Source organism: Aeromonas caviae (genome assembly GCF_000819785.1).
Classification (GTDB): domain Bacteria; phylum Pseudomonadota; class Gammaproteobacteria; order Enterobacterales; family Aeromonadaceae; genus Aeromonas; species Aeromonas caviae.
On sequence record NZ_CDBK01000042.1, the window covers coordinates 100,266 to 123,234 of the forward strand.

Sequence of the window (22,969 nt, forward strand, 5' to 3'; positions counted from 1 at the left end):
GCCGCCAGCGGACTCCCGGGCCGGATCCCTGCCCGGTTATTTCAGGTGTCGGAGGGTACGGCAGATGGCCCACACCTCTACCGTGGTGACGCCGTGCTCATGAAGCAACCGGGTGAGCTGACCTGCGGTGGCGCCCGTGGTGACCACATCATCAAGCAGTGCCACATGCCGGTAGTGGTGAGGTTCTATTTCGAAGGCGCCACGCAGATTGCGTCGCCGCTGGCCGGCACTGAGCCGGGTCTGTTGCGGGGTCGACCTTGTCCGGCGCAATACGCGGGTGTCGCAAGGAATGCCGGTGAGTGCGCTCAGGGCCTGGCCGATTTCTTCTGCCTGATTGAAGCCGCGCCACCACTGGCGCCACCAGTGCAGGGGAACCGGAATGATGACCTGTGGCGGGTTGGCGAGGTCCAGATGGTCTGCCAGCAGGCGGGCAAGCAGCGGCGCGAGCAGGATCTGACCGGAATACTTCAGCCGGGGGATGAGTTGGGCATAAGGTGCCTGATAATCGCCGATCACCTGCAAACGCTCCCAGGGGGCGGGTCTGCGCTGGCAGCGACCGCACAGCAGTTCGCTCTCGCGATGTTGCTCCGGCAGCGGTGCTGCACACATCAGGCATCGTCTGTCGTGTTGGCGCTGGGCGTGGCGACACCAGGAGCACAACAAGGGCGTCTCGTCACAGGGTTGGCGACAGAGCAGGCACAGACCGAGCCAGTCGGACTGGGTGCCAAGGATCGGACTTGCTTTGGCGAGCAGCCGCTTTAACATGCAGGCTCCAAGCAGATAAACAGGGATCTTGAGTCTAGATGAGCGTATCGGTTGAGCGGTTTGGCCAGGGCCCGGACCTGGTGTTGTTGCATGGCTGGGGCATGAACGGGGCCGTCTGGCACGGTATTGCCCAAGAACTGGCTGCCCACTATCGGCTGCATCTGGTGGACCTGCCCGGCTTTGGCAACAGCCCCCTGCAAGCAGGGACAGACTACACCCTGCCCTGGCTGGCAGAGCAGGTGGCGGCCATATTGCCTGAAAAATGCCATCTGCTCGGCTGGTCCCTCGGTGGTCTGGTGGCGAGCCAGTTGGCGCTGACCATGCCTGAGCGCCTTCTCTCTCTCATTACCGTAGCCAGCTCTCCCTGCTTCATGGCCCGCGACGAGTGGCCCGGGATTGCCCCCAAGGTGCTGGCGGGGTTCAACCAGATGCTGGCCGGCGACTTCATGCAGACCATAGAGCGCTTCCTCGCGATCCAGGCCATGGGCAGCGAGCACGCCAGAAACGACATTCGCCAGTTGCGTCACTGGCTGGCGGAGCGACCCGCTCCCCGGCTTGCGGCCCTGGAGGCGGGTCTGGGCCTGCTGGCCGAGGTCGATCTGCGGGATGAACTGATCGGCCTGGATCTGCCCTGGCTGCGTCTTTACGGCAGGCTGGATACCCTGGTGCCGAAGGCCGCCATTCCCTTGCTGGATGCGCGTTACCCTGCCAGCCACAGTCTGGTGCTGGAGAAGGCATCCCATGCTCCCTTCATCTCCCATCCAGAGCAGTTCATCACCCTCCTGCGGCAGTTCATTGACTGAGATTTGAGCGGCAGGCTTCAATAACTCGTCAGGTTGGTGGATAATTAGCCAACCCTACAGAGGAGTGTGCCAATGCGTATCGAATCAGCCATGACGGCGGGCGTGCAGGGGTTCCAACGGGCCGAGCAGTTGGCGGGCCAGGCGTCCAGCCAGATCGCCCGTCTCAATACGCCAGCGGGTGATCAGGTGCAGTTGCCGGATGAACTGGTGAATCTCAAGGTGGCCGAGCTGCATGCCGGGGCATCCGCCAAGGTGATCCAGACGGCCAGCGACATGCTGGGCACCCTGATCGATATCCGGGTGTGACATGAACATCAACGTCAGTCTGCCGACCATCATTCCGAATCAACTGCAGCCGCAGACGGAATCGGCACAGACTGACAACCGCCGTGCAGAACTGGTGCCCCCCAGCCGCCAGAGCGAAGCGTCCAACGCCGAGTCCGGCGTCGGTTCCCAGAAAGAGAGATCCCGGGCCGCCCAGGCCAATCCCGCCACCCCATCCTCGTCCACGAAAGAGAACGGCCAGACCGGCCCCGTGATGGTGGCGCACCGTTTTGTTGAGGCAACGGGGGAGGAGGGGGAGCGTCGACAACGTCAGGAGGGTGAACAGCAGGAGCAGCAAAAGCAGCAGCGTCAGGTGGCTGCGCTGGTCGAACGGGATCTCGAAGTTCGCAAGCACGAGCAGGCTCACCAGGCAGCCGGCGGCGAGCATGCGGGGAGCCCTACCTACCAGTTTTCCCGTGGGCCGGATGGCAAGCGTTATGCCACCGGGGGGGAGGTGGTCATCGACATGGGGACCATTCCCGGGGATCCCGCCGCGACCATCGCCAAGATGCAGCAGGTGCGTGCCGCTGCACTCGCGCCCGATGAACCATCGTCACAAGACATGAGTGTGGCCCGTGCCGCCTCTGGCAAGGAGGCACAGGCCCGCAAGGATCTGATGACTCTCAGGCAGGAAACCACAGGCCCGCTCGGTGCTTATATGGACAATCGAAACCAGGTGATTGCCAGGCACTATCAGCAAGCGGTGAGGCCAGCCTCCCCGCATAGCCTGAGTCAGGACGTTTGATCCCGCTCCGTGCAGGCATGAAAAAGCCCCTTTCGGGGCTTTTTTGCATTCTGGTGGCTTATTTCTTCAGTTTCGACAGGGCAGCCGCGAAGGCGTTGCCCATGGCTCCCTCGGTCGGAGCGCTCTGACGGGGCGCCTGTTTCGGTCGGGCGTTGCCGGTGTGACGCGGCTCGGTCGGTTTGCGTGCAGGTTGGCCGGCTTTTTCATCCAGACGCATGGTCAGACTGATGCGTTTGCGCGGTACGTCGACTTCCAGCACCTTGACCCGGACGATGTCACCGGCCTTGACCACCTCGCGGGGATCCTTGACGAAGCGATCGGTGAGGGAAGAAATGTGCACCAGCCCGTCCTGATGGACGCCGATGTCGACGAAGGCGCCGAAGTTGGTGACGTTGGTGACCACACCCTCCAGCACCATCTCGGGCACCAGATCGCTGATTTTCTCCACCCCTTCCTTGAAGGTGGCGGTCTTGAACTCGGGACGCGGGTCGCGGCCGGGCTTGTCCAGCTCGCTAATGATGTCGGTGACGGTAGGCACCCCGAACTGCTCGTCGGTGTAGTCGGTGGGCTTGAGGGTGCGCAGCAGGCTGCTGTTGCCGAGCAGGCTGTCCACGGTCTGCTCCAGCTTGGCGAGGATCCGCTCCACCACCGGGTAGGATTCCGGGTGCACCGCTGAACCGTCCAGCGGATTGCTGCCGCCGCGAATGCGCAGGAAACCGGCGCATTGCTCGAATGCCTTGGGCCCGAGTCGGCTCACTTTCAACAACTGCTGACGATGCTGGAAGGCGCCGTTCTCGTCGCGGTAGGCGACGATGTTCTGGGCCAGGGTCTGGGAGAGGCCGGAAACCCGGTTGAGCAGGGCGACCGAGGCGGTATTCACATCCACCCCCACCGCGTTCACGCAATCCTCGACCACCGCATCGAGGCGGCGGGCCAGCTGGCTCTGGCCGACATCGTGCTGGTACTGGCCGACACCTATGCTCTTGGGGTCGATCTTGACCAGTTCGGCCAGCGGATCCTGCAGCCGGCGAGCGATGGAGACGGCGCCACGAATGGAGACGTCGAGATCCGGGAATTCTTGGGAGGCGAGCTCGGAGGCGGAGTAGACCGATGCCCCCGCTTCACTCACCACAATCTTCTGAGCCTTGGCGGCCGGGTAGCGCTCGAACAGATCGCTCACCAGGCGGTCGGTTTCCCGGGATGCGGTGCCGTTGCCGATGCTGATGAGCTCGACCTTGTGCTTCTGGCACAGCTCGCTCAGGGTCTTGAGACTCTGGTCAACCTGGCGCTTGGGTTCGAACGGATAGATGGTCGCGTGATCGACCAGCTTGCCGGTGGCATCCACCACTGCCACCTTGACCCCGGTGCGGATGCCAGGATCCAGCCCCATGGTGCAGCGCATGCCAGCCGGCGCTGCCATCAGCAGATCCTTGAGGTTCATGGCGAACACCTTGATCGCCTCGTCTTCTGCCGATTCGCGGATGCGGCCGATCAGCTCGGTCTCCATCTGCAGGGAGAGCTTGATCTTCCAGGTCCAGCTCACCACCCCCTGCAGCCACTTGTCGGCCGGGCGGTGTTGCAGGTTGAGTCTGAGGTGATGGGCGATGATCCCTTCGCAGGGGCTGGCACCCTCATCGTCGCCGACGACCAGCGCCAGGTTGAGGATCCCCTCGTTGCGGCCGCGCAACATGGCCAGCACCCGGTGGGAGGGGGCCTTGTGCAGGGGTTCGTCGTGTTCGAAGTAGTCCTTGAACTTGGCCCCTTCCTGCTCCTTGCCTGCCACTACGCGGGCACGCAGGGTGGCGTTGTGCCACAGGTAGTCCCGCAACTTCTCAAGGAGATCCGCCTGCTCGGCGAAACGCTCCATCAGGATGTAGCGGGCACCGTCGAGGGCGGCCTTGCCGTCGGTGATCCCCTGCTCGATATTGAGGAAGCGAACCGCCTCCTGTTCGGGATCCTTCATGGGGTCACCCAGCAGCAAATCCGCCAGTGGCTCCAGCCCCGCCTCGATGGCCATCTGCCCCTTGGTGCGCCGCTTGGGCTTGTAGGGGAGGTAGAGGTCTTCCAGCCGGGTCTTGCTGTCGGCGTCGTTCAGCTCGCGGGCCAGCTCGGGGGTCAGTTTGCCCTGCTCTTCAATGGAGCGCAGGATCACCTGGCGGCGATCCGCCAGTTCACGCAGGTAGCCGAGGCGGCTCTCCAGGGTACGCAGCTGGCTGTCGTCCAGACCGCCGGTCACCTCTTTGCGGTAACGGGCGATGAAGGGAACGGTCGCGCCTTCGTCCAGCAGGCGAACGGCTTCCTGCACCTGTTCCGGGCGGGCATTCAGCTCACCGGCGATCTGATGTTCTATTACGTGGCTTTGCATCGAGGGTCTCTTGGTCGGGTCCTGTCTAACTGGCCAGCGTGGGCTATGTCGCCAAACAGGGGGTCTGTCCTGGCGATAGTTTAGATACCTGCCAGGCCACTGCCGCGCGGGCCGGTTGGCGCCGCAAGGCGCCGGGTGTGAGCACTATATGGGGTCGGGCTGCGGGATGCCACCCTGGCCGACAAGGCGGGGAGGGGGTCTTCAGCTCGCCGGGTTGACTCTCCTGCCCGCCCTGGGCGGTGACCGCCAGTATGACGGTGGCTGGCTCATTGGGAATAGCTGATTTCATTGACGTACCAGCAGGCGTCACCCACTGGCGTTTGAACCATGGCTTCATCGCCCACCTCTTTCTTGAGCAGGGCACGTGCCATGGGGGAGTCGATGGAGATGTAATCCTTGCGGCCGAAGATCTCGTCATAGCCGACGATGCGAAAGCGCTTGGTCTCACCCTCGTCGTTTTCCACCTCGACCCAGGCGCCGAAGAAGACCTTGCCCTCCTGGGAGGGGGAGTAGTCGACTATGGTCAGCTCTTCCAGGCACTTGCGCAGGTAGCGAACCCGGCGGTCGATCTCCCGCAGGCGTTTCTTGTTGTACTGGTAATCGGCATTCTCGCTGCGATCACCCAGGCTTGCCGCCCAAGCTACTTTTTTGGTGACATCGGGCCTCTCCTCCCGCCAGAGCATGTCGTGCTCCTGCCGGAGCCTGGTGTAGCCTTCACGGGTAATGAGTTTGGTTTTCATGGGGTTATCACTCCCTCGCCAATTGCATCCGGTTGCCCGGGATCTTAGTCATTGTCGCCGCCCTGTCGAGCAAAAAGCAGAGCTGGCCATCCATCCTTCCCGGCTCCGGGGCCGAATGAGGGCAATAACCGGTAACATATTTATGCTTTGTGGTTGCAGGGGGCGGCTCTAGTATGAGGGGAGACAGAAAAGAGAGGTGGCAATGAGTCAGCAATACAAGGTCCTGGTGGTGGACGACGATCTGAAACTGCGTTCCTTGCTGGAGCGCTACCTCACCGAGCAGGGGTTTGTAGTGCGGGGTGTCGCCAACGGGGAGCAGGCCGATCGCCTGCTGACGCGTGAAAACTTCAGCCTGATGGTGCTTGATCTGATGCTGCCGGGGGAAGACGGCCTCTCCATCTGCCGCCGCCTGCGCGAGGCCGGCAACCAGATTCCTGTCTTGATGCTCACCGCCAAGGGGGACGAAGTGGATCGCATCGTCGGTCTGGAGATGGGGGCCGACGATTATCTGCCCAAGCCGTTCAACCCCCGTGAGCTGCTGGCCCGGATCCGCGCCGTGCTGCGCCGCCATACCGTGGAGCTGCCCGGCGCCCCTTCCGCGGCGGAGAAGATGGTGAGTTTCGGGGCCTACCAGCTCAATCTGGCGACCCGTGAACTGAGCCGTGATGGCGAACCGGTTGCCCTGACCAGCGGGGAGTTCGCCGTGCTCAAGGTGCTGGTGAGTCATCCTCGCGAACCGCTCTCCCGTGACAAGCTGATGAACCTGGCCCGTGGTCGCGAGTACACGGCCACCGAGCGCAGCATCGATGTGCAGGTCTCCCGCCTGCGCCGCCTGCTGGAACAGGACCCGGCCCAGCCCCGCTATCTGCAGACCGTCTGGGGTCTGGGGTATGTGTTCGTACCGGACGGTGAGAACGCATGAAGAAAGTGGGCAGCATGTTCTCCCGCATGCTCTGGTTTCTGGCTGCCGTGCTGGTGGTCTATCAAGTCGTCTCCTACGTTACCTTCTACAACTACCTGCTGGCGCCGACCGTCAAGCAGATCAGCCACCTGCTGGCAAACCAGGTCAAACTCATCTTCCCGGTGGACAACAACCAGCTGGCGCTCAGTGAAGATGCCGAGGCGCTGGTCTATGTGACCACTGGCAGCGACATCTATACCCAGAGCGAGGCGGAGCAGCACGGGCTGAATGATTCCAAGCCCTACCCCTATCTGGAGCAGAGCATCAGCCGCGAATTGAAAGGGGATACCAGGGTCAGGGTTGAAATCCAGGATCACTACATCATCTGGATCCAGCCTCCCCAAGCCAGCCAGATGTGGGTGCGCATTCCCCTGACGGAAATTGAAGATGACGACATCGAACCGCTCATCCTCTATATGAGCGTCTTGCTGGTGGTGACCCTGTTTGCGGCCTGGCGTTTTGCCCGTCAGCTGGTGCGGCCGCTGGAGGATCTGGAAGCGGGGGCCGTGGCGGTGGCGCGCGGCAACTTTCCCGATGCCCTGGGGGAGCAGGGCTCGCGGGAGGTGCGCCGCCTGACCCGCACCTTCAACCACATGTCGAGCTCCATCAAGGGGCTGATCGAGGAGCGCAACCTGATGATGGCCGGGGTATCCCACGATTTGCGCACCCCTCTTACCCGCATTCGTCTCGCGACCGAGATGATGTCCTCGGGGGATGAGTACCTCAAGGAGAGCATCAATGCGGACATCGATGAGTCGAACGGTATCATCGATCAGTTCATCGACTACATTCGCCCGAACGAGGGGCTCGATGCCCGGCCCGTCGACCTGACCCAGCTCATTCACGATGCGTTGCTGATGCAGACCGATCAGGGACTGGAAGTGGAGCTGCTCCTGCCGGAGGAGGCGGTGCGTGTGGCCTGCCATCCCATCAGCATTCGCCGTATCCTCAACAATCTGTCGGGCAACTCCCTGCGCTATGGTGCGACCCGGTTGCAGGCCGAGCTCAGGGATGATGGCCACTGGGTGCGGCTGCGACTCTCCGACAATGGCCCGGGGATCGCAGAAGAGGACTATTCGCGGTTGCTCAAGCCCTTCACCCAGGGCAATGTGGCGCGCACCGGTGGCGGCAGCGGGCTGGGGCTGGCCATCGTTGCCAAGATAGTCTCCCAGCATCACGGCACCATCAGGTTGGGGCGTTCCGAACTGGGGGGCTTGCAGGTGGAGATCCGGCTACCCAAGAACCAGCCGCTGGAGTGGATGGATTGAAAGCAGGGCGTATCGAGGGATACGCCCTTTTGTCTGTCAGGGGTGGGGGTCGCTCACCTTGCGGTAGCGCTTGCCATATTTGAGTTGCTGGATAAGCAGGGCGGCGACGATGAGAGCCAACCCGATGGGGGTCGCCGGGTGAATGGTTTCGCCGATCAACAGGTTGAGCAGCACCAGAGAGGCAAACGGCGAGATGAAGATAAGGTTGCTGATGGGGGCCGTGTTGGTGGCGTGGCGCAGTGCCATCAGCCAGAGCACGAAACCGAAACCCATCTCGAACAGCCCCACATAGATGGCGCCAGCCCATCCCTGCCAGGCGGTCATGGCAAAGTCCGAGAGCAACCAGGTCGCCACGATGATGAAGGGCAGGCTGATGAGGAAGCCGAGCAGCAGGCTGACGACGGGGTCCCCCTGATTGCGGGTGTTGAGGATCCAGTAACCGGCCCAGATCAGGGTCGACACCAGCGCCAGCGTGACGCCGAGGGGGCTGTCGAACTGCAGACCGAACACGTCCCCCCTGGTGGCGATCACCAGGGCGCCGAAATAGCCGAGCACGATGGCGACGCCATCGCGGCGGCGCAGCTTTTGACCGAGGAAGGGAACGGCCAGCAGGCTGAGGGTGATGGCCCAGGTGTAGTTGAGAGTCTGCGCCTGCTGGGCGGGCAGCAGATCATATGCCTTGAACAGCAGCAGGTAATAGAGAAAGGGGTTCAGGACCCCGAGAGCGAGGTAGTAGAGGGGGCGACTCTTGATGTAGTCGAGCAGTAGCGGCAGTTTGCCCTGACAGGCCACGATGCACCCCAGGGTCAGGGTCGAGGTGCAGGCCGCGACCAGCAGCAGCTGTACCGGTTCAAAGTAGGCGAGGGAGATCTTGAAGGCGCTGGCCACCGTGGACCAGAGGGCGACGGCACAGAGCCCGTACTGGTAGGCTTTCTTCTGATTCTTGAGCATGGGATGGGTTCCGCAGACAGGGGCGAGGGCGCAGTCTATCAGCCTGTTTGCAACATTGTCGTTACCCCTGCCAGGCAAGGGCTTGCCCAGCCGTTGGCGAGATCCATCTGTCACATAAAATTGCGCACAATCTGTCCGCCTTCACTTGCGTGAGTGGAAAAAATCCGTATAATCCTCTCCGCTTGCCCATGAGGCAGCCAGACGATATGTCTGCTTGCTGAGCTTCCCGTTTACGAGTTGCCAGCCATACAGTCCTCCCGATATGGGAGGAAACGTGAAAAATCACACCTCTGGCGGGAGTAATCCCGGTCGGGCGGTGTTGATTTATGTTCTTTTATCTATTGGAGCTCTGTCAATGCAGAACCAAAGAATCCGTATCCGCCTGAAGGCTTTTGATCATCGCCTGATCGATCAATCCACTGCGGAAATCGTTGAAACTGCTAAGCGCACTGGCGCGCAGGTTCGCGGTCCTATCCCGCTGCCGACTCGCAAAGAGCGTTTCACCGTTCTGATCTCCCCGCACGTCAACAAAGACGCGCGTGATCAGTACGAGATCCGCACTCACAAGCGTCTGGTAGACATCGTTGAGCCGACTGACAAGACCGTAGACGCTCTGATGCGTCTGGATCTGGCAGCTGGTGTAGACGTCCAGATCAGCCTGGGTTAATTACGGAAAGAGGTTGATAACAATGACAATCGGTCTTGTAGGTCGCAAAGTGGGTATGACTCGCATCTTCACTGAAGATGGCGTTTCTATCCCGGTGACTGTTATCGAAGTTGAAGCTAACCGTGTAACTCAGGTCAAATCTGTAGAAACCGACGGCTACAACGCTATTCAGGTTACCACTGGCGCCAAGAAAGCCAGCCGCGTAACCAAGCCGGAAGCTGGCCACTTCGCCAAAGCTGGTGTAGAAGCCGGTCGCGGTCTGTGGGAATTCCGCCTGAACAACGGTGAAACTTTCACTGTTGGTAGCGAGCTGAAAGTAGATCTTCTCGCTGACGTTAAGCTGGTAGACGTTACCGGCACATCCAAGGGTAAAGGTTTTGCCGGTACTGTTAAGCGCTGGAACTTCCGTACCCAGGATATGACCCACGGTAACTCCCTGTCCCACCGTGTACCTGGCTCCATCGGTCAAAACCAGACCCCGGGCCGTGTATTCAAGGGCAAGAAGATGGCTGGTCACATGGGTGCTGAGCGTGTAACGACTCAGAACCTGGAACTGGTTCGTGTTGACGCTGAACGCAACCTGCTGCTCATCAAAGGCGCAGTACCGGGTGCAACCAACGGCAACGTGATCGTCAAACCTGCCGTCAAAGCGTAACGTCTGAGGAGATAGTAATGGAATTGGTAATGAAAGACGCCAAGAGCGCTCTTGAAGTTTCCGAGACTACCTTCGGGCGCGAATTCAACGAAGCTCTGGTTCACCAGGTTGTCGTTGCATATGCCGCTGGTGCCCGTCAGGGTACTCGTGCGCAGCTGACTCGCTCTGAAGTGTCTGGTGGCGGCAAAAAGCCGTGGCGTCAGAAGGGTACTGGTCGTGCCCGTGCTGGCTCCATCCGTTCGCCCATCTGGCGTTCCGGTGGTGTGACCTTTGCTGCTAAGCCGCAAGATCACAGCCAGAAAGTAAACAAGAAGATGTACCGCGGCGCTATCCGTAGCATCCTGTCCGAGCTGGTACGTCAAGAGCGCCTGATCGTTGTTGAGAAGTTCGGCATCGAAGCGCCGAAGACCAAAGAACTGATCGCCAAGCTGAAAGAAATGGAACTGACTGACGTTCTGATCGTGACTGCTGAAGTCGATGAGAACCTGTTCCTGGCTGCTCGTAACCTGTACAAAGTTGACGTGCGTGACGTTGCCGGTATCGACCCGGTCAGCCTGATCGCTTTCGACAAGGTTCTGATGACTGCTGACGCAGTTAAGCAAATCGAGGAGATGCTGGCATGATCCGTGAAGAGCGTCTGCTGAAAGTTCTGAAGGCTCCGCACATCTCTGAAAAGAGCACCATGGTCGCAGAAAAGCAGAACACTATCGTGTTCAAAGTTGCTGTTGATGCCACCAAGGCGGAAGTCAAAGCTGCAGTTGCGAAACTGTTCGAGGTCGAAGTTGAGACCGTCCGTACCCTGAACATGAAGGGTAAGACCAAGCGCGCAGGTGCACGCGTAGGCCGTCGTTCCGATTGGAAAAAGGCTTATGTGACCCTGAAAGCTGGTCAGGACATCGACTTCATGGGCGCAGCCGAGTAAGAGGAGTTCTGAAAAATGGCAATCGTTAAGTGCAAGCCTACTTCTCCGGGCCGCCGCCACGTCGTCAAGATCGTCAACCAAGAGCTGTACAAGGGCAAGCCCTTCGCCGCTCTGCTGGACAGCAAAAGCAAGTCCGGTGGCCGTAACAACAACGGTCGTATCACCACTCGTCACATCGGTGGTGGTCACAAGCAACACTACCGTCTGATCGACTTCAAGCGCGACAAAGACGGCATTCCGGCCAAAGTTGAGCGTCTGGAATACGATCCCAACCGTACCGCAAACATCGCCCTGGTGCTGTATGCAGACGGTGAGCGTCGTTACATCCTGGCTCCGAAAGGCCTGAAAGCTGGTGATGCAATCGCCTCTGGTGCTGATGCTGCCATCAAGGTAGGTAACACCCTGCCGATGCGCAACATCCCGGTCGGTTCTACCGTTCACGCCGTTGAGATGAAACCTGGTAAAGGTGCCCAGCTGGCTCGTTCCGCTGGTACTTTCATCCAGATCCTGGCTCGTGAAGGTAACTATGTAACTCTGCGTCTGCGTTCCGGCGAAGTACGTAAAGTTCTGGCCGAGTGCCGCGCTACCATCGGTGAAGTGGGTAACTCCGAGCACATGCTGCGTCAACTGGGTAAAGCCGGTGCTAACCGCTGGCGTGGTATTCGTCCGACCGTTCGCGGTATGGCGATGAACCCGGTTGATCACCCGCACGGTGGTGGTGAGGGTCGTAACAAGGGCATGCAGCCTGTGTCCCCATGGGGCCAGAAGGCTAAGGGCTTCAAGACCCGTAAGAACAAGCGTACCGACAAGTACATCGTACGTCGTCGTAACAAGTAATTGTTAACATAGAGGAATCACCATGCCACGTTCTCTCAAGAAGGGTCCATTTATCGACCTGCACTTGCTGAAGAAGGTAGAGAAAGCGGTGGAAAGCGGGGATAAAAAGCCGGTTAAGACCTGGTCCCGTCGTTCAATGATCATCCCGAACATGATCGGTTTGACCATCGCTGTCCATAATGGTCGTCAGCACGTTCCGGTTTTCGTTACCGAAGAAATGATCGGTCACAAACTGGGTGAATTCGCACCGACTCGTACTTATCGCGGCCATGCTGCTGATAAGAAGGCTAAGAAGCGCTAAGGGATAAATGATGGAAGCTATCGCTAAACACCGTTATGCCCGTACTTCTGCCCAGAAAGCTCGTCTGGTAGCCGATCAAGTACGTGGTCTGTCCGTAGACAAGGCTCTGAACATCCTGACCTTCAGCCCGAAAAAGGCTGCTGTTCTGGTGAAGAAAGTGCTGGAATCTGCCATTGCCAACGCTGAGCACAACGAAGGTGCCGATATCGACACCCTGCGTGTTGCCACCATCATGGTAGACGAAGGTCCCTCCATGAAGCGCATCCGCCCGCGTGCCAAAGGTCGCGCGGATCGTATCCTCAAGCGTACCGCTCACATCACTGTAGTGGTATCCGACGCTAAGGCTGGGAGATAAGCAATGGGTCAGAAAGTACATCCTAATGGCATTCGCCTGGGTATTACCAAGCCTTGGAATTCTACCTGGTTCGCGAACACCAAAGACTTCGCTGACAACCTGTACAGCGATTTCCAAGTACGCCAGTTCCTGACCAAGGAGCTGAAAAACGCTTCCTTGTCCAAGATCACTATCGAGCGTCCGGCCAAGAGCATCCGTGTGACCATTCACACCGCTCGTCCGGGTGTCGTGATCGGCAAGAAAGGCGAAGACGTTGAAAAACTGCGCAAAGCTGTAGCCGCAATCGCTGGCGTGCCTGCTCAGATCAACATTTCCGAAGTCCGCAAGCCGGAGCTGGATGGCAAACTGGTTGCCGACAGCATCACTTCCCAGCTGGAGCGTCGCGTAATGTTCCGTCGTGCTATGAAGCGCGCCGTACAGAACGCCATGCGCCTGGGTGCCAAGGGCATCAAAGTGGAAGTTTCCGGTCGTCTGGGCGGCGCTGAAATCGCGCGTACCGAATGGTACCGTGAAGGTCGTGTGCCCCTGCACACCCTGCGCGCCGACATCGACTACGCAACTTCTGAAGCCCACACCACTTACGGTGTGATCGGCGTTAAAGTTTGGATCTTCAAGGGCGAAGTTCTGGGCGGTCTGGCTGCAGTCAATGCTGCCGCTGCTCAAGAGCAAGCTCCTGCGAAGCCCAAGCGTGACAACAAGCGCCGCGCTGCCAAGTAAGGAGATTCGGTAAATGTTGCAACCTAAGCGTACTAAATTCCGCAAGACCCACAAGGGTCGTAACCGCGGTCTGGCCAATGCCGGTAACGAAGTATCCTTCGGTACCTTTGGCCTGAAGGCGACATCTCGTGGTCAACTGACTGCTCGTCAAATCGAAGCAGCCCGTCGTGCCATGACCCGTCACGTTAAGCGTCAAGGCAAGATCTGGATCCGTGTGTTCCCGGACAAGCCCATCACCGAAAAGCCCCTCGAAGTTCGTATGGGTAAAGGTAAGGGTAACGTGGAATACTGGGTTTGCCCGATCCAGCCTGGCAAGGTTCTGTACGAGATGGATGGTGTACCTGAGGCTCTGGCGCGTGAAGCGTTTGCCCTGGCCGCAGCTAAGCTGTCTGTTCAGACCACTTTCGTAATTAAGACGGTGATGTGATGAAAGCCCAAGATCTGCGTCAAAAGAGCGTCGAAGAACTGAACCAGGAGCTGCTGGGTCTGCTGCGTGAGCAATTCAACATGCGCATGCAAGCTTCCACCGGCCAGCTGGCTCAGACTCACACTCTGAAACAAGTGCGTCGTGACGTCGCACGTATCAAGACTGTACTGACTGAGAAGGCAGGTGCGTAATGACTGACAAGATCCGTACTCTGCAAGGTCGTGTAATCAGCGACAAGATGGACAAGTCCATCACCGTCGCTATCGAGCGCAAGGTAAAGCACCCGATCTACGGTAAGATCATCAAGCGCACTACCAAGCTGCACGTGCATGACGAGAACAACGAGTGCAAGGCTGGCGATCTCGTGGAAATCCGCGAGTGCCGCCCGCTGTCCAAGACCAAGTCCTGGACCCTGGTTGCTGTCGTAGAAAAGGCCTAATTCGGTACTTTTTAGCCCAAACGGCCCCCCATCGGGGCCGTTTGTTTTTTAGGCTACCTTTTCAAAAATAGCTGTGTTATAGTTTCGCGCCTTTTGAAGGCAGCCAGATCCCATCAGGGATAAGAAGTAAACAAAGCGGAGCACTAAGATGATCCAGATGCAAAGTATGCTGGGTGTTGCCGACAACTCCGGCGCTCGCAGTGTAATGTGTATTAAGGTTCTGGGTGGTTCGCACCGCCGTTATGCCGGCATCGGCGACATCATCAAGGTTTCCATCAAGGAAGCCATTCCTCGCGGTAAAGTGAAGAAAGGTGATGTGTATAACGCGGTGGTCGTACGCACCCGTAAAGGCGTTCGTCGTCCGGACGGCTCTGTCATCCGTTTCGACAACAATGCGGCTGTGTTGCTTAACAACAACCAACAGCCAATCGGTACTCGTATTTTTGGCCCGGTGACCCGTGAACTCCGTAACGAGAAGTTCATGAAGATTGTGTCCCTGGCACCCGAAGTACTGTAAGGAGTCGAACGATGGCAGCTAAAATCCGTCGCGAAGACGAAGTAATTGTTCTTACCGGCAAAGACAAGGGCAAGCGTGGCAAAGTCACTCAAGTCCTGATTGCAAAAGGTAAGGTAATCGTGGAAGGCATCAACCAGGTGAAGAAACACCAAAAGCCGGTACCCGCACTGGGTCAGGCTGGCGGCATCGTCACCAAAGAAGCCCCCATCGATGTATCTAACGTCGCGCTGTTCAACTCTGCCACTGGCAAGGCTGACCGCGTTGGTTTCCGGATTGAAGACGGCAAGAAAGTCCGTTTCTTCAAATCCACCGGCGAACTTGTGAAGTAATTGGAGTTTAACGATGGCGAAACTGCATGATTACTACAAATCCGATGTAGTAAATGAACTGTCCAAGCAGTTCGGTTACAAGACTATCATGCAAGTCCCTCGGATCGAGAAAATCACCCTGAACATGGGTGTTGGTGAAGCGATCTCTGACAAGAAGTTGCTGGAAAATGCTGCTGCCGATATGGCTGCCATTTCCGGTCAGAAGCCGCTGATCACCAAAGCACGCAAATCTGTTGCGGGCTTCAAGATTCGTGAAGGCTACCCGATAGGTTGTAAAGTAACCCTGCGTGGCGAGCGTATGTGGGAGTTCCTGGAACGGCTGATTTGCATCTCCGTACCGCGTATCCGTGACTTCCGTGGTCTGAACGCCAAGGCGTTCGATGGCCGTGGTAACTACTCCATGGGCGTGCGTGAGCAAATCATCTTCCCGGAAATCGACTATGACAAGGTCGATCGCGTCCGTGGTCTGGATATCACCATCACCACTTCCGCGAATACCGACGAAGAAGGCCGTGCTCTGCTGGCTGCCTTTAACTTCCCATTCCGCAAGTAAGGTTAGGGTTATGGCTAAAACATCCATGAAAGCACGTGAAGCAAAGCGTGCGAAGCTGGCAGCCAAGTTCGCGACCAAGCGTACCGAGCTGAAAGCTATCATCGTTGATATGAACGCTTCTGAAGAAGCGCGTTGGGATGCTGTCTTGCAACTGCAACAGCTGCCCCGTGATTCCAGTCCGTCCCGCCAGCGTAACCGTTGCAACATCACTGGTCGTCCGCACGGTTTCCTGCGGAAGTTTGGCCTCTCTCGCATCAAGGTGCGTGAGCATGCCATGAAGGGCGAAATTCCGGGCCTCAAAAAGGCCTCTTGGTAAGAATCTCGGGAGTTAGACTATGAGCATGCAAGATCCGATCGCGGATATGCTGACCCGCATCCGTAACGGTCAGGCGGCGAGCAAAGTTGCGGTTTCCATGCCTTCTTCCAAGCTGAAAGTGGCTATCGCCAAAGTGCTGAAAGAAGAAGGTTACATCGCTGGCTACAACGTAGCTGGTGACGTGAAACCGGAACTGGAAATCGAACTGAAGTATTTCCAGGGCAAGCCGGTTGTAGAACTGATCCAACGCGTGAGCCGTCCCGGCCTGCGTATTTACAAGCGCACTACTGATCTGCCGAAAGTCATGGGCGGTCTCGGTGTTGCTATCGTGTCCACGTCTAAAGGTGTGATGACCGACCGTGCTGCCCGCAAGGCAAGCATGGGTGGTGAGATCATCTGCTACGTCGCTTAATAGGAGGTCGGAAATGTCTCGCGTTGCTAAGGCACCCGTCACTATTCCTGCTGGCGTAGAGGTGACTCTGAACGGCCAAGAACTGTCCATCAAAGGTGGCAAGGGTTCTCTGGTTCGTTCCATCCACGCCGGTGTAGAAGTGACCAAAGAAGACAATGTACTGAAGTTCGCCCCGCGCGACGGCATCGCTGGTGCTGACGCTCAGGCCGGTACTGCACGTGCATTGGTCAACAACATGGTAGTCGGTGTTACCCAAGGCTTCGAGCGCAAGCTGCAGCTGGTTGGTGTAGGTTACAAAGCCTCCATCAAGGGCAATGCTGTTGCGCTGGCACTGGGCTTCTCTCACCCGGTAGAGCATGCGCTGCCGGCTGGTGTCACCGCTGAATGTCCGTCCGCCACCGAGATCGTTCTGCGTGGTGTGGACAAGCAGCTGGTTGGCCAAGTCGCCGCCGATATCCGTGCTTACCGCGCTCCGGAGCCCTACAAGGGCAAGGGTGTACGCTATGCCAACGAGCAAGTGCGTACTAAAGAAGCTAAGAAGAAGTAAGGTAACACTATGGACAAGAAAGCAGCTCGTCTCCGTCGTGCTACTCGTGCTCGGAAAAAGATGCAGGAACTGGGAGCTACCCGTCTGGTTGTTCACCGTACCCCGCGTCATATCTATGCGCAGGTTATTGCAGCCAACGGTTCCGAAGTTCTGGCCTCTGCTTCCACAGTAGAGAAAGCCATCAGTGAAGCTCTGAAATACACCGGTAACGCAGATGCTGCTACCGCTGTAGGTAAGGCTATCGCTGAGCGTGCTATTGCCAAAGGCGTTCAGAACGTATCTTTCGATCGTTCCGGTTTCAAGTATCACGGTCGTGTAGCCGCTCTGGCTGCCGCTGCTCGTGACGCTGGTCTTCAGTTCTAAGCTAGGAGTCGAAGATGGCTAAAGTCGAATCTCAAGCCGGCGAACTGCAAGAAAAGCTCATTGCAGTAAACCGTGTTTCGAAAACTGTTAAAGGTGGTCGTATCATGTCCTTCACCGCGTTGACCGTGGTGGGTGATGGTAACGGCCGTGTAGGTTACGGTTACGGTAAGGCCCGTGAAGTTCCGGCCGCCATTCAAAAGGCGATGGAACAGGCTAAGCGTAACCTGAACAAGGTTGAGCTGAACAACGGCACCCTGCACCACCCGGTGCGTGGCGTTCACTCTGGTTCCACCGTGTTCATGAAGCCGGCCTCCCAAGGTACTGGTATCATTGCAGGCGGCGCCATGCGTGCCGTACTGGAAGTTGCTGGTATCCACAACGTGCTGGCCAAGACCTACGGTTCCACCAACCCAATCAACGTTGTTCGCGCAACTGTCGACGCTCTGGTTCACGGTCAATCACCGGAACAGATCGCGGCCAAGCGTGGTCTGCGCGTTGAAGAAATTCTGGGGTAATGCGACATGGCTAACACTGTAAAAGTAACTCAAACTCGCAGCTCTATCGGCCGTCTGCCAAAGCACAAGGCGACTCTGCGTGGTCTGGGTCTGCGTCGCATTGGTCACACCGTTGAGCTGGAAGATACTCCCTGCGTACGCGGCATGATCAACCAGGTTTATTACATGGTTAAGGTGGAGGGCTAAGCATGCGTCTGAATACTCTGTCTCCGGCCGCTGGCTCCAAGCGCGTCAAGCACCGTCCGGGCCGTGGTATCGGTTCTGGTCTGGGCAAGACCGGTGGTCGTGGTGTTAAAGGTCAGACCTCTCGTTCCGGTGGCGGCAAGGTCCGCAACGGTTTCGAAGGCGGCCAGATGCCTTTGAAAATCCGTCTGCCGAAGTTCGGTTTCTTCTCTCGCAAATCTTTGGTTTCTGCCGAAGTGCGCCTGAACGAAATCGCCCTGGTAGAAGGTGATGTGGTCGACGTGAGCACTCTGAAGCAAGCCGGTGTTATTACCAAAAACATCGTGTTCGCTAAAGTTGTTCTGTCTGGCAACATTGACCGTGCTGTGACCGTTCGTGGTCTGTCCGTCACCAAGGGTGCACGTGCAGCCATCGAGGCCGCTGGCGGTAAAATCGAGGAATAATCAGTACAATGGCTAAGAAACCAGGATTGGATGTTAAAGCACAAGGTGGTCTGAGCGAACTGAAGAGCCGTCTGCTCTTCGTTCTCGGGGCAATTATCGTGTTCCGTGCAGGCTCTTATGTGCCGATCCCTGGTATTGACGCCGCCGTACTGGCCGAGTTGTTCCAACAACAGAAGGGCACCATCATTGAGATGTTCAACATGTTCAGTGGTGGTGCACTCTCGCGTGCTTCTATTCTTGCACTGGGGATCATGCCGTACATTTCGGCGTCGATTATTATCCAGCTGCTGACTGTGGTTCACCCTGCTCTTGCTGAACTCAAGAAAGAAGGTGAATCCGGCCGTCGCAAGATTAGCCAATATACCCGTTGGGGCACGCTGGTTTTGGGAACGTTCCAGGCCATTGGTATTGCAACAGGTCTGCCGAATATGATGCAAGGACTCGTGACTCATCCGGGTTTGGGCTTCTATTTCACAGCCGTTGTGAGTCTGGTCACCGGTACCATGTTCTTGATGTGGTTGGGTGAACAGATTACCGAGCGTGGGATTGGTAATGGTATCTCGTTGATTATCTTCACAGGTATCGTCGCCGGTCTGCCTCATGCCATTGGCGCTACGGCCGAACAGGCACGTCAAGGGGAATTGCACATCCTGCTGTTGTTGTTGCTGGGCTTGATTGTTTTCGCTGTGACTTACTTTGTGGTGTTCGTGGAGCGTGGTCAGCGTCGTATCGTCGTTAACTATGCCAAGCGTCAACAAGGCCGCCAGGTATTCGCTGCGCAAAGCACACACCTGCCGTTGAAAGTGAATATGGCCGGTGTGATTCCTGCGATTTTCGCATCCAGCATCATCCTCTTCCCGGGTACCATTACCTCCTGGTTTGGTCAGGGCGAGGGCAAGATCGCTGACATTCTGCAACAGGTCTCTATGGTCCTGCAGCCGGGTCAGCCCTTGTACGAGATGCTCTATGCAGCAGCCATTATCTTCTTCTGCTTCTTCTATACCGCGCTGGTGTTCAACCCCCGCGAGACAGCAGATAACCTGAAGAAGAGTGGAGCCTTTATCCCGGGGATCCGCCCGGGCGAGCAGACAGCACGTTACATCGATAAGGTTATGACTCGCCTGACATTGGCAGGTGCGCTCTATATTACCTTTATCTGTCTGGTACCCCAGTTCCTGATGACTGCCTGGAACGTACAGTTCTACTTCGGTGGCACCTCGCTGCTGATTATCGTGGTAGTTATCATGGACTTCATGGCTCAGGTTCAGACCCATATGATGTCTCATCAATATGGCGACGTCCTGAGGAAGGCCAACCTGAAGGGCTACGGCCGCTAAAGGTCGGCGTAGTTACGGAGTTAAGCAATGAAAGTTCGTGCTTCCGTTAAGGCAATCTGCCGTAACTGCAAAATCATCAAGCGTCACGGTGTGGTGCGTGTGATTTGCAGCGAGCCAAAGCATAAACAGCGCCAAGGCTAATTTTTTACGGTTAGTACTTGCAACAAATAGTTGTGCTGGCTAATATAGCCAGCCAACTTTTGTTGTGTATTGGTTGACCGCCACGTATCCGCTCACGGGCTTTGTGGTGGTCGTTATCTACTATATGTAGGAGTGAATAGTGGCCCGTATCGCTGGCATTAACATTCCTGACCATAAACATGCAGTCATTGCGTTGACTGCTATTTATGGCGTCGGTCGTACCCGCTCCAAGGCCATCTGTGCCGCAGCCGGTATCGCTGAGAATGTGAAAATTAAAGACCTGGACGAAGCTCAGATCGAGAGTCTGCGTGAACAAGTAGGTAAATTCACCGTCGAAGGTGACCTGCGTCGTCAGATTTCCATGAACATCAAGCGATTGATGGATCTGGGTTGCTACCGTGGTTTGCGTCACCGTCGTAGCCTGCCTGTTCGTGGTCAACGTACCAAGACCAACGCTCGTACCCGTAAGGGTCCGCGCAAGGCTATCAAGAAGTAACGGGAAGGTAGAAAATGGCTAAAACTCCGACTCGTGCTCGCAAGCGCGTTAAAAAGCAAGTGAGCGACGGTATTGCGCACGTTCATGCATCTTTCAACAACACAATCGTGACCATTACTGACCGTCAGGGCAATGCTCTGTCTTGGGCTACCTCTGGTGGCTCCGGTTTCCGTGGTTCCCGTAAGTCCACTCCGTTTGCTGCCCAGGTAGCTGCTGAGCGTGCTGGTGAGATCGCCAAAGAATACGGCGTGAAGAACCTGGAAGTCATGGTCAAAGGTCCGGGTCCCGGTCGTGAGTCTTCCATCCGCGCTCTGAACGCGGCTGGTTTCCGCATCACTAACATTACTGATGTGACTCCGATCCCGCACAACGGTTGTCGTCCTCCCAAGAAGCGCCGCGTGTAACGCTGTAGCTACTTGGTCTAGGATTGTTGGAGAAAGAAGATGGCAAGATATATCGGTCCTAAGCTTAAGCTTAGCCGTCGTGAGGGCACCGACCTCTTCCTGAAGTCTGGTGTTCGTGCGATTGATTCTAAGTGCAAGATTGACACCGTTCCTGGTCAACACGGTGCGCGTAAAGCGCGTCTGTCCGACTACGGTGTGCAACTGCGCGAGAAACAAAAAGTACGTCGTATCTACGGCGTATTGGAAAAACAGTTCCGCAACTACTACCGCGACGCTGCCCGTCAAAAGGGTAACACCGGTGAAAACCTGTTGCAGCTGCTGGAAGGTCGTCTGGACAACGTCGTCTACCGCATGGGCTTCGGCGCCACTCGTGCTGAATCTCGTCAGCTGGTGAGCCACAAAGCCATCATGGTAAACGGCCGCGTTGTGAATGTTCCTTCTTTCCAGGTATCCCCTGAGGACGTGATCTGCGTTCGCGAGAAGGCTAAGAAGCAAGCGCGTATCAAAGCTTCCCTGGAAGTTGCTGGTCAGCGCGAGAAGCCGACTTGGGTAGAGGTTGACGCTGCTAAGATGGAAGGTGCCTTCAAGCGCCTGCCGGAGCGTTCCGACCTGTCTGCCGACATTAACGAACAGCTGATCGTCGAGCTTTACTCCAAGTAAAGCTAGCTTCTAAAGAGAGGACACAATGCTGGGTTCTGTAACAGATTTTCTTAAACCGCGGCTAGTTGACATCGAGCAAGTTAGCCCGACTCACGCGAAAGTGACTCTCGAGCCGCTTGAGCGTGGCTTTGGCCACACGCTGGGCAATGCCCTGCGTCGTATTTTGCTGTCATCTATGCCCGGTTGTGCGGTTACTGAAGTCGAGATCGACGGAGTACTGCACGAGTACAGCAGCAAAGAAGGTGTACAGGAAGACATTCTTGAAATCCTGCTCAACCTGAAAGGTATCGCTGTGAAGCTGGAAGGCAAGGACGAGGTAACTCTGTCCCTGACCAAGTCTGGAACAGGCCCCGTTACCGCTGGTGATATCACTCACGGTGATGAAGTCGAGATCGTAAACCCGGAGCACGTAATCTGCCACCTGACTGGTGCCAATGCTGAGATCAGCATGCGCCTGAAAGTTCAGCGCGGTCGTGGTTATGTGCCTGCTTCTGCTCGTGTTCACAACGATGATGAAGAGCGTCCTATCGGTCGCCTGCTGCTGGACTCCGCGTTCAGCCCCATCGTTCGCATCGCCTACAATGTAGAAGCGGCACGTGTGGAACAGCGCACCGACTTGGACAAGCTGGTTATCGACATGGAGACCAATGGTACTCTGGATCCGGAAGAAGCCATCCGTCGTTCCGCCACTATTCTGGCAGAGCAACTGGAAGCCTTCGTGGATCTGCGCGATGTCAGCGTGCCCGAGAAGAAAGAAGAGAAACCCGAGTTTGATCCGATTCTGCTGCGTCCTGTCGATGATTTGGAGCTGACAGTTCGTTCAGCGAACTGTCTGAAGGCAGAAGCTATCCACTATATTGGTGATCTGGTACAGCGTACCGAAGTTGAGTTGCTTAAGACTCCTAACCTCGGTAAGAAGTCCCTGACTGAGATCAAGGACGTGTTGGCCTCCCGTGGTCTGTCTCTTGGCATGCGCCTTGAGAACTGGCCGCCCGCCAGCATCGCTGACGAGTAATCCAGATTACGGGTTTCACAGATTTAGTTAGAAGGATAAGGTCATGCGCCATCGTTTGAGTGGTCGTCAACTGAACCGGAACAGCAGCCATCGTCAGGCTATGTTCCGCAACATGGCCAGCTCCCTGGTTCGTCATGAGATCATCAAGACGACTCTGCCTAAGGCAAAAGAGCTGCGTCGTGTAGTTGAACCGCTGATCACCCTTGCCAAGACTGATAGCGTTGCTAATCGTCGCCTGGCATTTGCCCGTACTCGCGATAACGCGATCGTGGCTAAGCTGTTCAATGAACTGGGCCCGCGCTACCTGGAGCGCGCCGGCGGTTATACTCGCATTCTGAAATGCGGTTTCCGTGCTGGCGACAACGCTCCTATGGCTTACATTGAGCTGGTGGACCGCCCGGCCGCTGCTGAAGCAGCTGCTGAGTGATAAAAGAAAAAGCCGGGCTTGTCCCGGCTTTTCTTTTAGTGGATTTTGATACTGCCTCTACTGCCTCTA

The 22,969-nt window shown here is 57.1% G+C and carries 37 protein-coding genes; 33 read left to right on the top strand and 4 right to left on the bottom strand.

All coding sequences use genetic code 11. The features are described from left to right. Positions 1–36: 36 nt before the first annotated feature. Entirely contained in the window at positions 37–765 is a 729-nt protein-coding gene (locus tag BN1120_RS06520; protein ID WP_041212175.1) for a ComF family protein, read from the bottom strand. Between the two features lie 38 nt (positions 766–803). Here BN1120_RS06520 and bioH point away from each other — a divergent pair, with 38 nt between their 5' ends. From bioH to BN1120_RS06535, 3 genes are all read left to right on the top strand, one after another. Further along, positions 804–1,568 (top strand): pimeloyl-ACP methyl ester esterase BioH, encoded by a 765-nt coding sequence (gene bioH, locus BN1120_RS06525; RefSeq protein ID WP_042015262.1) that lies wholly within the window; start codon positions 804–806, stop codon positions 1,566–1,568. Between the two features lie 72 nt (positions 1,569–1,640). Continuing rightward, positions 1,641–1,874, top strand: a complete 234-nt coding sequence (locus BN1120_RS06530; protein ID WP_010672552.1) for a hypothetical protein — start codon at positions 1,641–1,643, stop codon at positions 1,872–1,874. A 1-nt stretch (position 1,875) separates the two neighbouring features. Beyond that, entirely contained in the window at positions 1,876–2,637 is a 762-nt protein-coding gene (locus BN1120_RS06535; RefSeq protein WP_042015263.1) for a putative metalloprotease CJM1_0395 family protein, read from the top strand. 58 nt (positions 2,638–2,695) lie between these two features. On the opposite strand, the gene BN1120_RS06540 is transcribed toward BN1120_RS06535, so the two are convergent. Then, positions 2,696–5,002, bottom strand: a complete 2,307-nt coding sequence (locus tag BN1120_RS06540; protein ID WP_042015264.1) for a Tex family protein — start codon at positions 5,000–5,002, stop codon at positions 2,696–2,698. A gap of 266 nt (positions 5,003–5,268) precedes the next feature. After that, positions 5,269–5,742: a transcription elongation factor GreB gene (gene greB / locus BN1120_RS06545; protein ID WP_041214073.1), complete on the bottom strand. Its 474-nt coding sequence runs from the start codon at positions 5,740–5,742 to the stop codon at positions 5,269–5,271. Positions 5,743–5,944: 202 nt separating this feature from the next. Here greB and ompR point away from each other — a divergent pair, with 202 nt between their 5' ends. Both ompR and envZ read left to right on the top strand, forming a co-directional pair. Next, positions 5,945–6,664, top strand: a complete 720-nt coding sequence (gene ompR, locus BN1120_RS06550) for an osmolarity response regulator transcription factor OmpR (RefSeq protein ID WP_010672556.1) — start codon at positions 5,945–5,947, stop codon at positions 6,662–6,664. Beyond that, positions 6,661–7,971: a two-component system sensor histidine kinase EnvZ gene (gene envZ / locus BN1120_RS06555; RefSeq protein ID WP_042015267.1), complete on the top strand. Its 1,311-nt coding sequence runs from the start codon at positions 6,661–6,663 to the stop codon at positions 7,969–7,971. The genes ompR and envZ overlap by 4 nt, the downstream gene beginning before the upstream one ends. Before the next feature lie 36 nt (positions 7,972–8,007). Here the strand turns inward: envZ and BN1120_RS06560 are convergent, their stop codons facing one another. Further along, a complete protein-coding gene (locus tag BN1120_RS06560; RefSeq protein ID WP_042015269.1) occupies positions 8,008–8,922 on the bottom strand; it encodes a DMT family transporter in 915 nt (304 codons plus the stop codon). Between the two features lie 355 nt (positions 8,923–9,277). On the opposite strand from BN1120_RS06560, the gene rpsJ reads away from it, so the two are divergent. The 28 genes from rpsJ to rplQ all read left to right on the top strand — a co-directional run bounded on the left by rpsJ (position 9,278) and on the right by rplQ (position 22,900). Then, complete coding sequence (gene rpsJ, locus BN1120_RS06565) at positions 9,278–9,589, top strand: 30S ribosomal protein S10 (RefSeq protein WP_005307944.1); 312 nt, start codon at positions 9,278–9,280, stop codon at positions 9,587–9,589. 22 nt (positions 9,590–9,611) lie between these two features. Then, positions 9,612–10,244 carry a 50S ribosomal protein L3 gene (gene rplC, locus BN1120_RS06570; RefSeq protein WP_010672559.1) on the top strand — a complete coding sequence of 211 codons (633 nt, stop codon included), beginning with the start codon at positions 9,612–9,614 and terminating at the stop codon, positions 10,242–10,244. Between the two features lie 17 nt (positions 10,245–10,261). Then, entirely contained in the window at positions 10,262–10,867 is a 606-nt protein-coding gene (gene rplD, locus BN1120_RS06575) for a 50S ribosomal protein L4 (RefSeq protein ID WP_005340616.1), read from the top strand. Then, on the top strand, positions 10,864–11,166 hold the full coding sequence (rplW, locus tag BN1120_RS06580; protein ID WP_005307955.1) for a 50S ribosomal protein L23: 303 nt from the start codon (positions 10,864–10,866) through the stop codon (positions 11,164–11,166). Before rplD ends, rplW begins: the two co-directional genes overlap by 4 nt. A 15-nt stretch (positions 11,167–11,181) precedes the next feature. After that, entirely contained in the window at positions 11,182–12,003 is an 822-nt protein-coding gene (gene rplB / locus BN1120_RS06585; protein ID WP_010672560.1) for a 50S ribosomal protein L2, read from the top strand. 22 nt (positions 12,004–12,025) lie between these two features. Then, the gene (gene rpsS / locus BN1120_RS06590) at positions 12,026–12,304 is read left to right on the top strand and encodes a 30S ribosomal protein S19 (RefSeq protein ID WP_005307960.1); all 279 of its coding nucleotides are present in this window, start codon (positions 12,026–12,028) and stop codon (positions 12,302–12,304) included. 10 nt (positions 12,305–12,314) lie between these two features. Further along, positions 12,315–12,659 (top strand): 50S ribosomal protein L22, encoded by a 345-nt coding sequence (gene rplV, locus BN1120_RS06595; protein ID WP_010672561.1) that lies wholly within the window; start codon positions 12,315–12,317, stop codon positions 12,657–12,659. Positions 12,660–12,662: 3 nt separating this feature from the next. Then, complete coding sequence (rpsC, locus tag BN1120_RS06600; protein WP_005331168.1) at positions 12,663–13,376, top strand: 30S ribosomal protein S3; 714 nt, start codon at positions 12,663–12,665, stop codon at positions 13,374–13,376. A gap of 13 nt (positions 13,377–13,389) precedes the next feature. Further along, complete coding sequence (rplP, locus tag BN1120_RS06605; protein ID WP_010672562.1) at positions 13,390–13,803, top strand: 50S ribosomal protein L16; 414 nt, start codon at positions 13,390–13,392, stop codon at positions 13,801–13,803. Beyond that, positions 13,803–13,994, top strand: coding sequence for a 50S ribosomal protein L29 (rpmC, locus tag BN1120_RS06610; protein ID WP_005307965.1), 192 nt, complete (start codon positions 13,803–13,805; stop codon positions 13,992–13,994). The genes rplP and rpmC overlap by 1 nt, the downstream gene beginning before the upstream one ends. After that, positions 13,994–14,242 carry a 30S ribosomal protein S17 gene (gene rpsQ, locus BN1120_RS06615; protein ID WP_005307966.1) on the top strand — a complete coding sequence of 83 codons (249 nt, stop codon included), beginning with the start codon at positions 13,994–13,996 and terminating at the stop codon, positions 14,240–14,242. The genes rpmC and rpsQ overlap by 1 nt, the downstream gene beginning before the upstream one ends. A gap of 148 nt (positions 14,243–14,390) precedes the next feature. After that, the gene (gene rplN, locus BN1120_RS06620; RefSeq protein WP_005307975.1) at positions 14,391–14,759 is read left to right on the top strand and encodes a 50S ribosomal protein L14; all 369 of its coding nucleotides are present in this window, start codon (positions 14,391–14,393) and stop codon (positions 14,757–14,759) included. 11 nt (positions 14,760–14,770) lie between these two features. Further along, complete coding sequence (gene rplX, locus BN1120_RS06625) at positions 14,771–15,088, top strand: 50S ribosomal protein L24 (RefSeq protein ID WP_005307977.1); 318 nt, start codon at positions 14,771–14,773, stop codon at positions 15,086–15,088. A 13-nt stretch (positions 15,089–15,101) separates the two neighbouring features. After that, positions 15,102–15,641 carry a 50S ribosomal protein L5 gene (gene rplE / locus BN1120_RS06630; protein ID WP_005331162.1) on the top strand — a complete coding sequence of 180 codons (540 nt, stop codon included), beginning with the start codon at positions 15,102–15,104 and terminating at the stop codon, positions 15,639–15,641. Positions 15,642–15,651: 10 nt separating this feature from the next. Continuing rightward, positions 15,652–15,957, top strand: a complete 306-nt coding sequence (gene rpsN / locus BN1120_RS06635) for a 30S ribosomal protein S14 (RefSeq protein ID WP_005331161.1) — start codon at positions 15,652–15,654, stop codon at positions 15,955–15,957. A 19-nt stretch (positions 15,958–15,976) separates the two neighbouring features. After that, positions 15,977–16,369: a 30S ribosomal protein S8 gene (gene rpsH, locus BN1120_RS06640; RefSeq protein WP_010672564.1), complete on the top strand. Its 393-nt coding sequence runs from the start codon at positions 15,977–15,979 to the stop codon at positions 16,367–16,369. A 13-nt stretch (positions 16,370–16,382) separates the two neighbouring features. Continuing rightward, complete coding sequence (gene rplF / locus BN1120_RS06645) at positions 16,383–16,916, top strand: 50S ribosomal protein L6 (RefSeq protein ID WP_010672565.1); 534 nt, start codon at positions 16,383–16,385, stop codon at positions 16,914–16,916. A gap of 9 nt (positions 16,917–16,925) precedes the next feature. Continuing rightward, the gene (gene rplR, locus BN1120_RS06650) at positions 16,926–17,279 is read left to right on the top strand and encodes a 50S ribosomal protein L18 (RefSeq protein ID WP_010672566.1); all 354 of its coding nucleotides are present in this window, start codon (positions 16,926–16,928) and stop codon (positions 17,277–17,279) included. Between the two features lie 14 nt (positions 17,280–17,293). Beyond that, a complete protein-coding gene (gene rpsE, locus BN1120_RS06655) occupies positions 17,294–17,794 on the top strand; it encodes a 30S ribosomal protein S5 (RefSeq protein ID WP_005340605.1) in 501 nt (166 codons plus the stop codon). 6 nt (positions 17,795–17,800) lie between these two features. Then, positions 17,801–17,980 carry a 50S ribosomal protein L30 gene (rpmD, locus tag BN1120_RS20645; RefSeq protein ID WP_005307985.1) on the top strand — a complete coding sequence of 60 codons (180 nt, stop codon included), beginning with the start codon at positions 17,801–17,803 and terminating at the stop codon, positions 17,978–17,980. Positions 17,981–17,982: 2 nt separating this feature from the next. After that, positions 17,983–18,420: a 50S ribosomal protein L15 gene (rplO, locus tag BN1120_RS06660; protein WP_005307987.1), complete on the top strand. Its 438-nt coding sequence runs from the start codon at positions 17,983–17,985 to the stop codon at positions 18,418–18,420. Between the two features lie 8 nt (positions 18,421–18,428). Then, entirely contained in the window at positions 18,429–19,757 is a 1,329-nt protein-coding gene (gene secY / locus BN1120_RS06665; protein ID WP_010672567.1) for a preprotein translocase subunit SecY, read from the top strand. A 27-nt stretch (positions 19,758–19,784) separates the two neighbouring features. After that, positions 19,785–19,898 carry a 50S ribosomal protein L36 gene (rpmJ, locus tag BN1120_RS20650; RefSeq protein WP_005319705.1) on the top strand — a complete coding sequence of 38 codons (114 nt, stop codon included), beginning with the start codon at positions 19,785–19,787 and terminating at the stop codon, positions 19,896–19,898. A 139-nt stretch (positions 19,899–20,037) separates the two neighbouring features. Next, the gene (gene rpsM, locus BN1120_RS06670; protein ID WP_005307991.1) at positions 20,038–20,394 is read left to right on the top strand and encodes a 30S ribosomal protein S13; all 357 of its coding nucleotides are present in this window, start codon (positions 20,038–20,040) and stop codon (positions 20,392–20,394) included. Positions 20,395–20,408: 14 nt separating this feature from the next. Further along, positions 20,409–20,798: a 30S ribosomal protein S11 gene (gene rpsK / locus BN1120_RS06675; RefSeq protein WP_005319702.1), complete on the top strand. Its 390-nt coding sequence runs from the start codon at positions 20,409–20,411 to the stop codon at positions 20,796–20,798. A 39-nt stretch (positions 20,799–20,837) separates the two neighbouring features. Next, positions 20,838–21,458 carry a 30S ribosomal protein S4 gene (gene rpsD, locus BN1120_RS06680; protein ID WP_010672568.1) on the top strand — a complete coding sequence of 207 codons (621 nt, stop codon included), beginning with the start codon at positions 20,838–20,840 and terminating at the stop codon, positions 21,456–21,458. Between the two features lie 25 nt (positions 21,459–21,483). Beyond that, complete coding sequence (locus BN1120_RS06685) at positions 21,484–22,473, top strand: DNA-directed RNA polymerase subunit alpha (protein WP_005307997.1); 990 nt, start codon at positions 21,484–21,486, stop codon at positions 22,471–22,473. Positions 22,474–22,516: 43 nt separating this feature from the next. Continuing rightward, on the top strand, positions 22,517–22,900 hold the full coding sequence (gene rplQ, locus BN1120_RS06690) for a 50S ribosomal protein L17 (protein WP_005307999.1): 384 nt from the start codon (positions 22,517–22,519) through the stop codon (positions 22,898–22,900). Positions 22,901–22,969 lie beyond the last annotated feature (69 nt).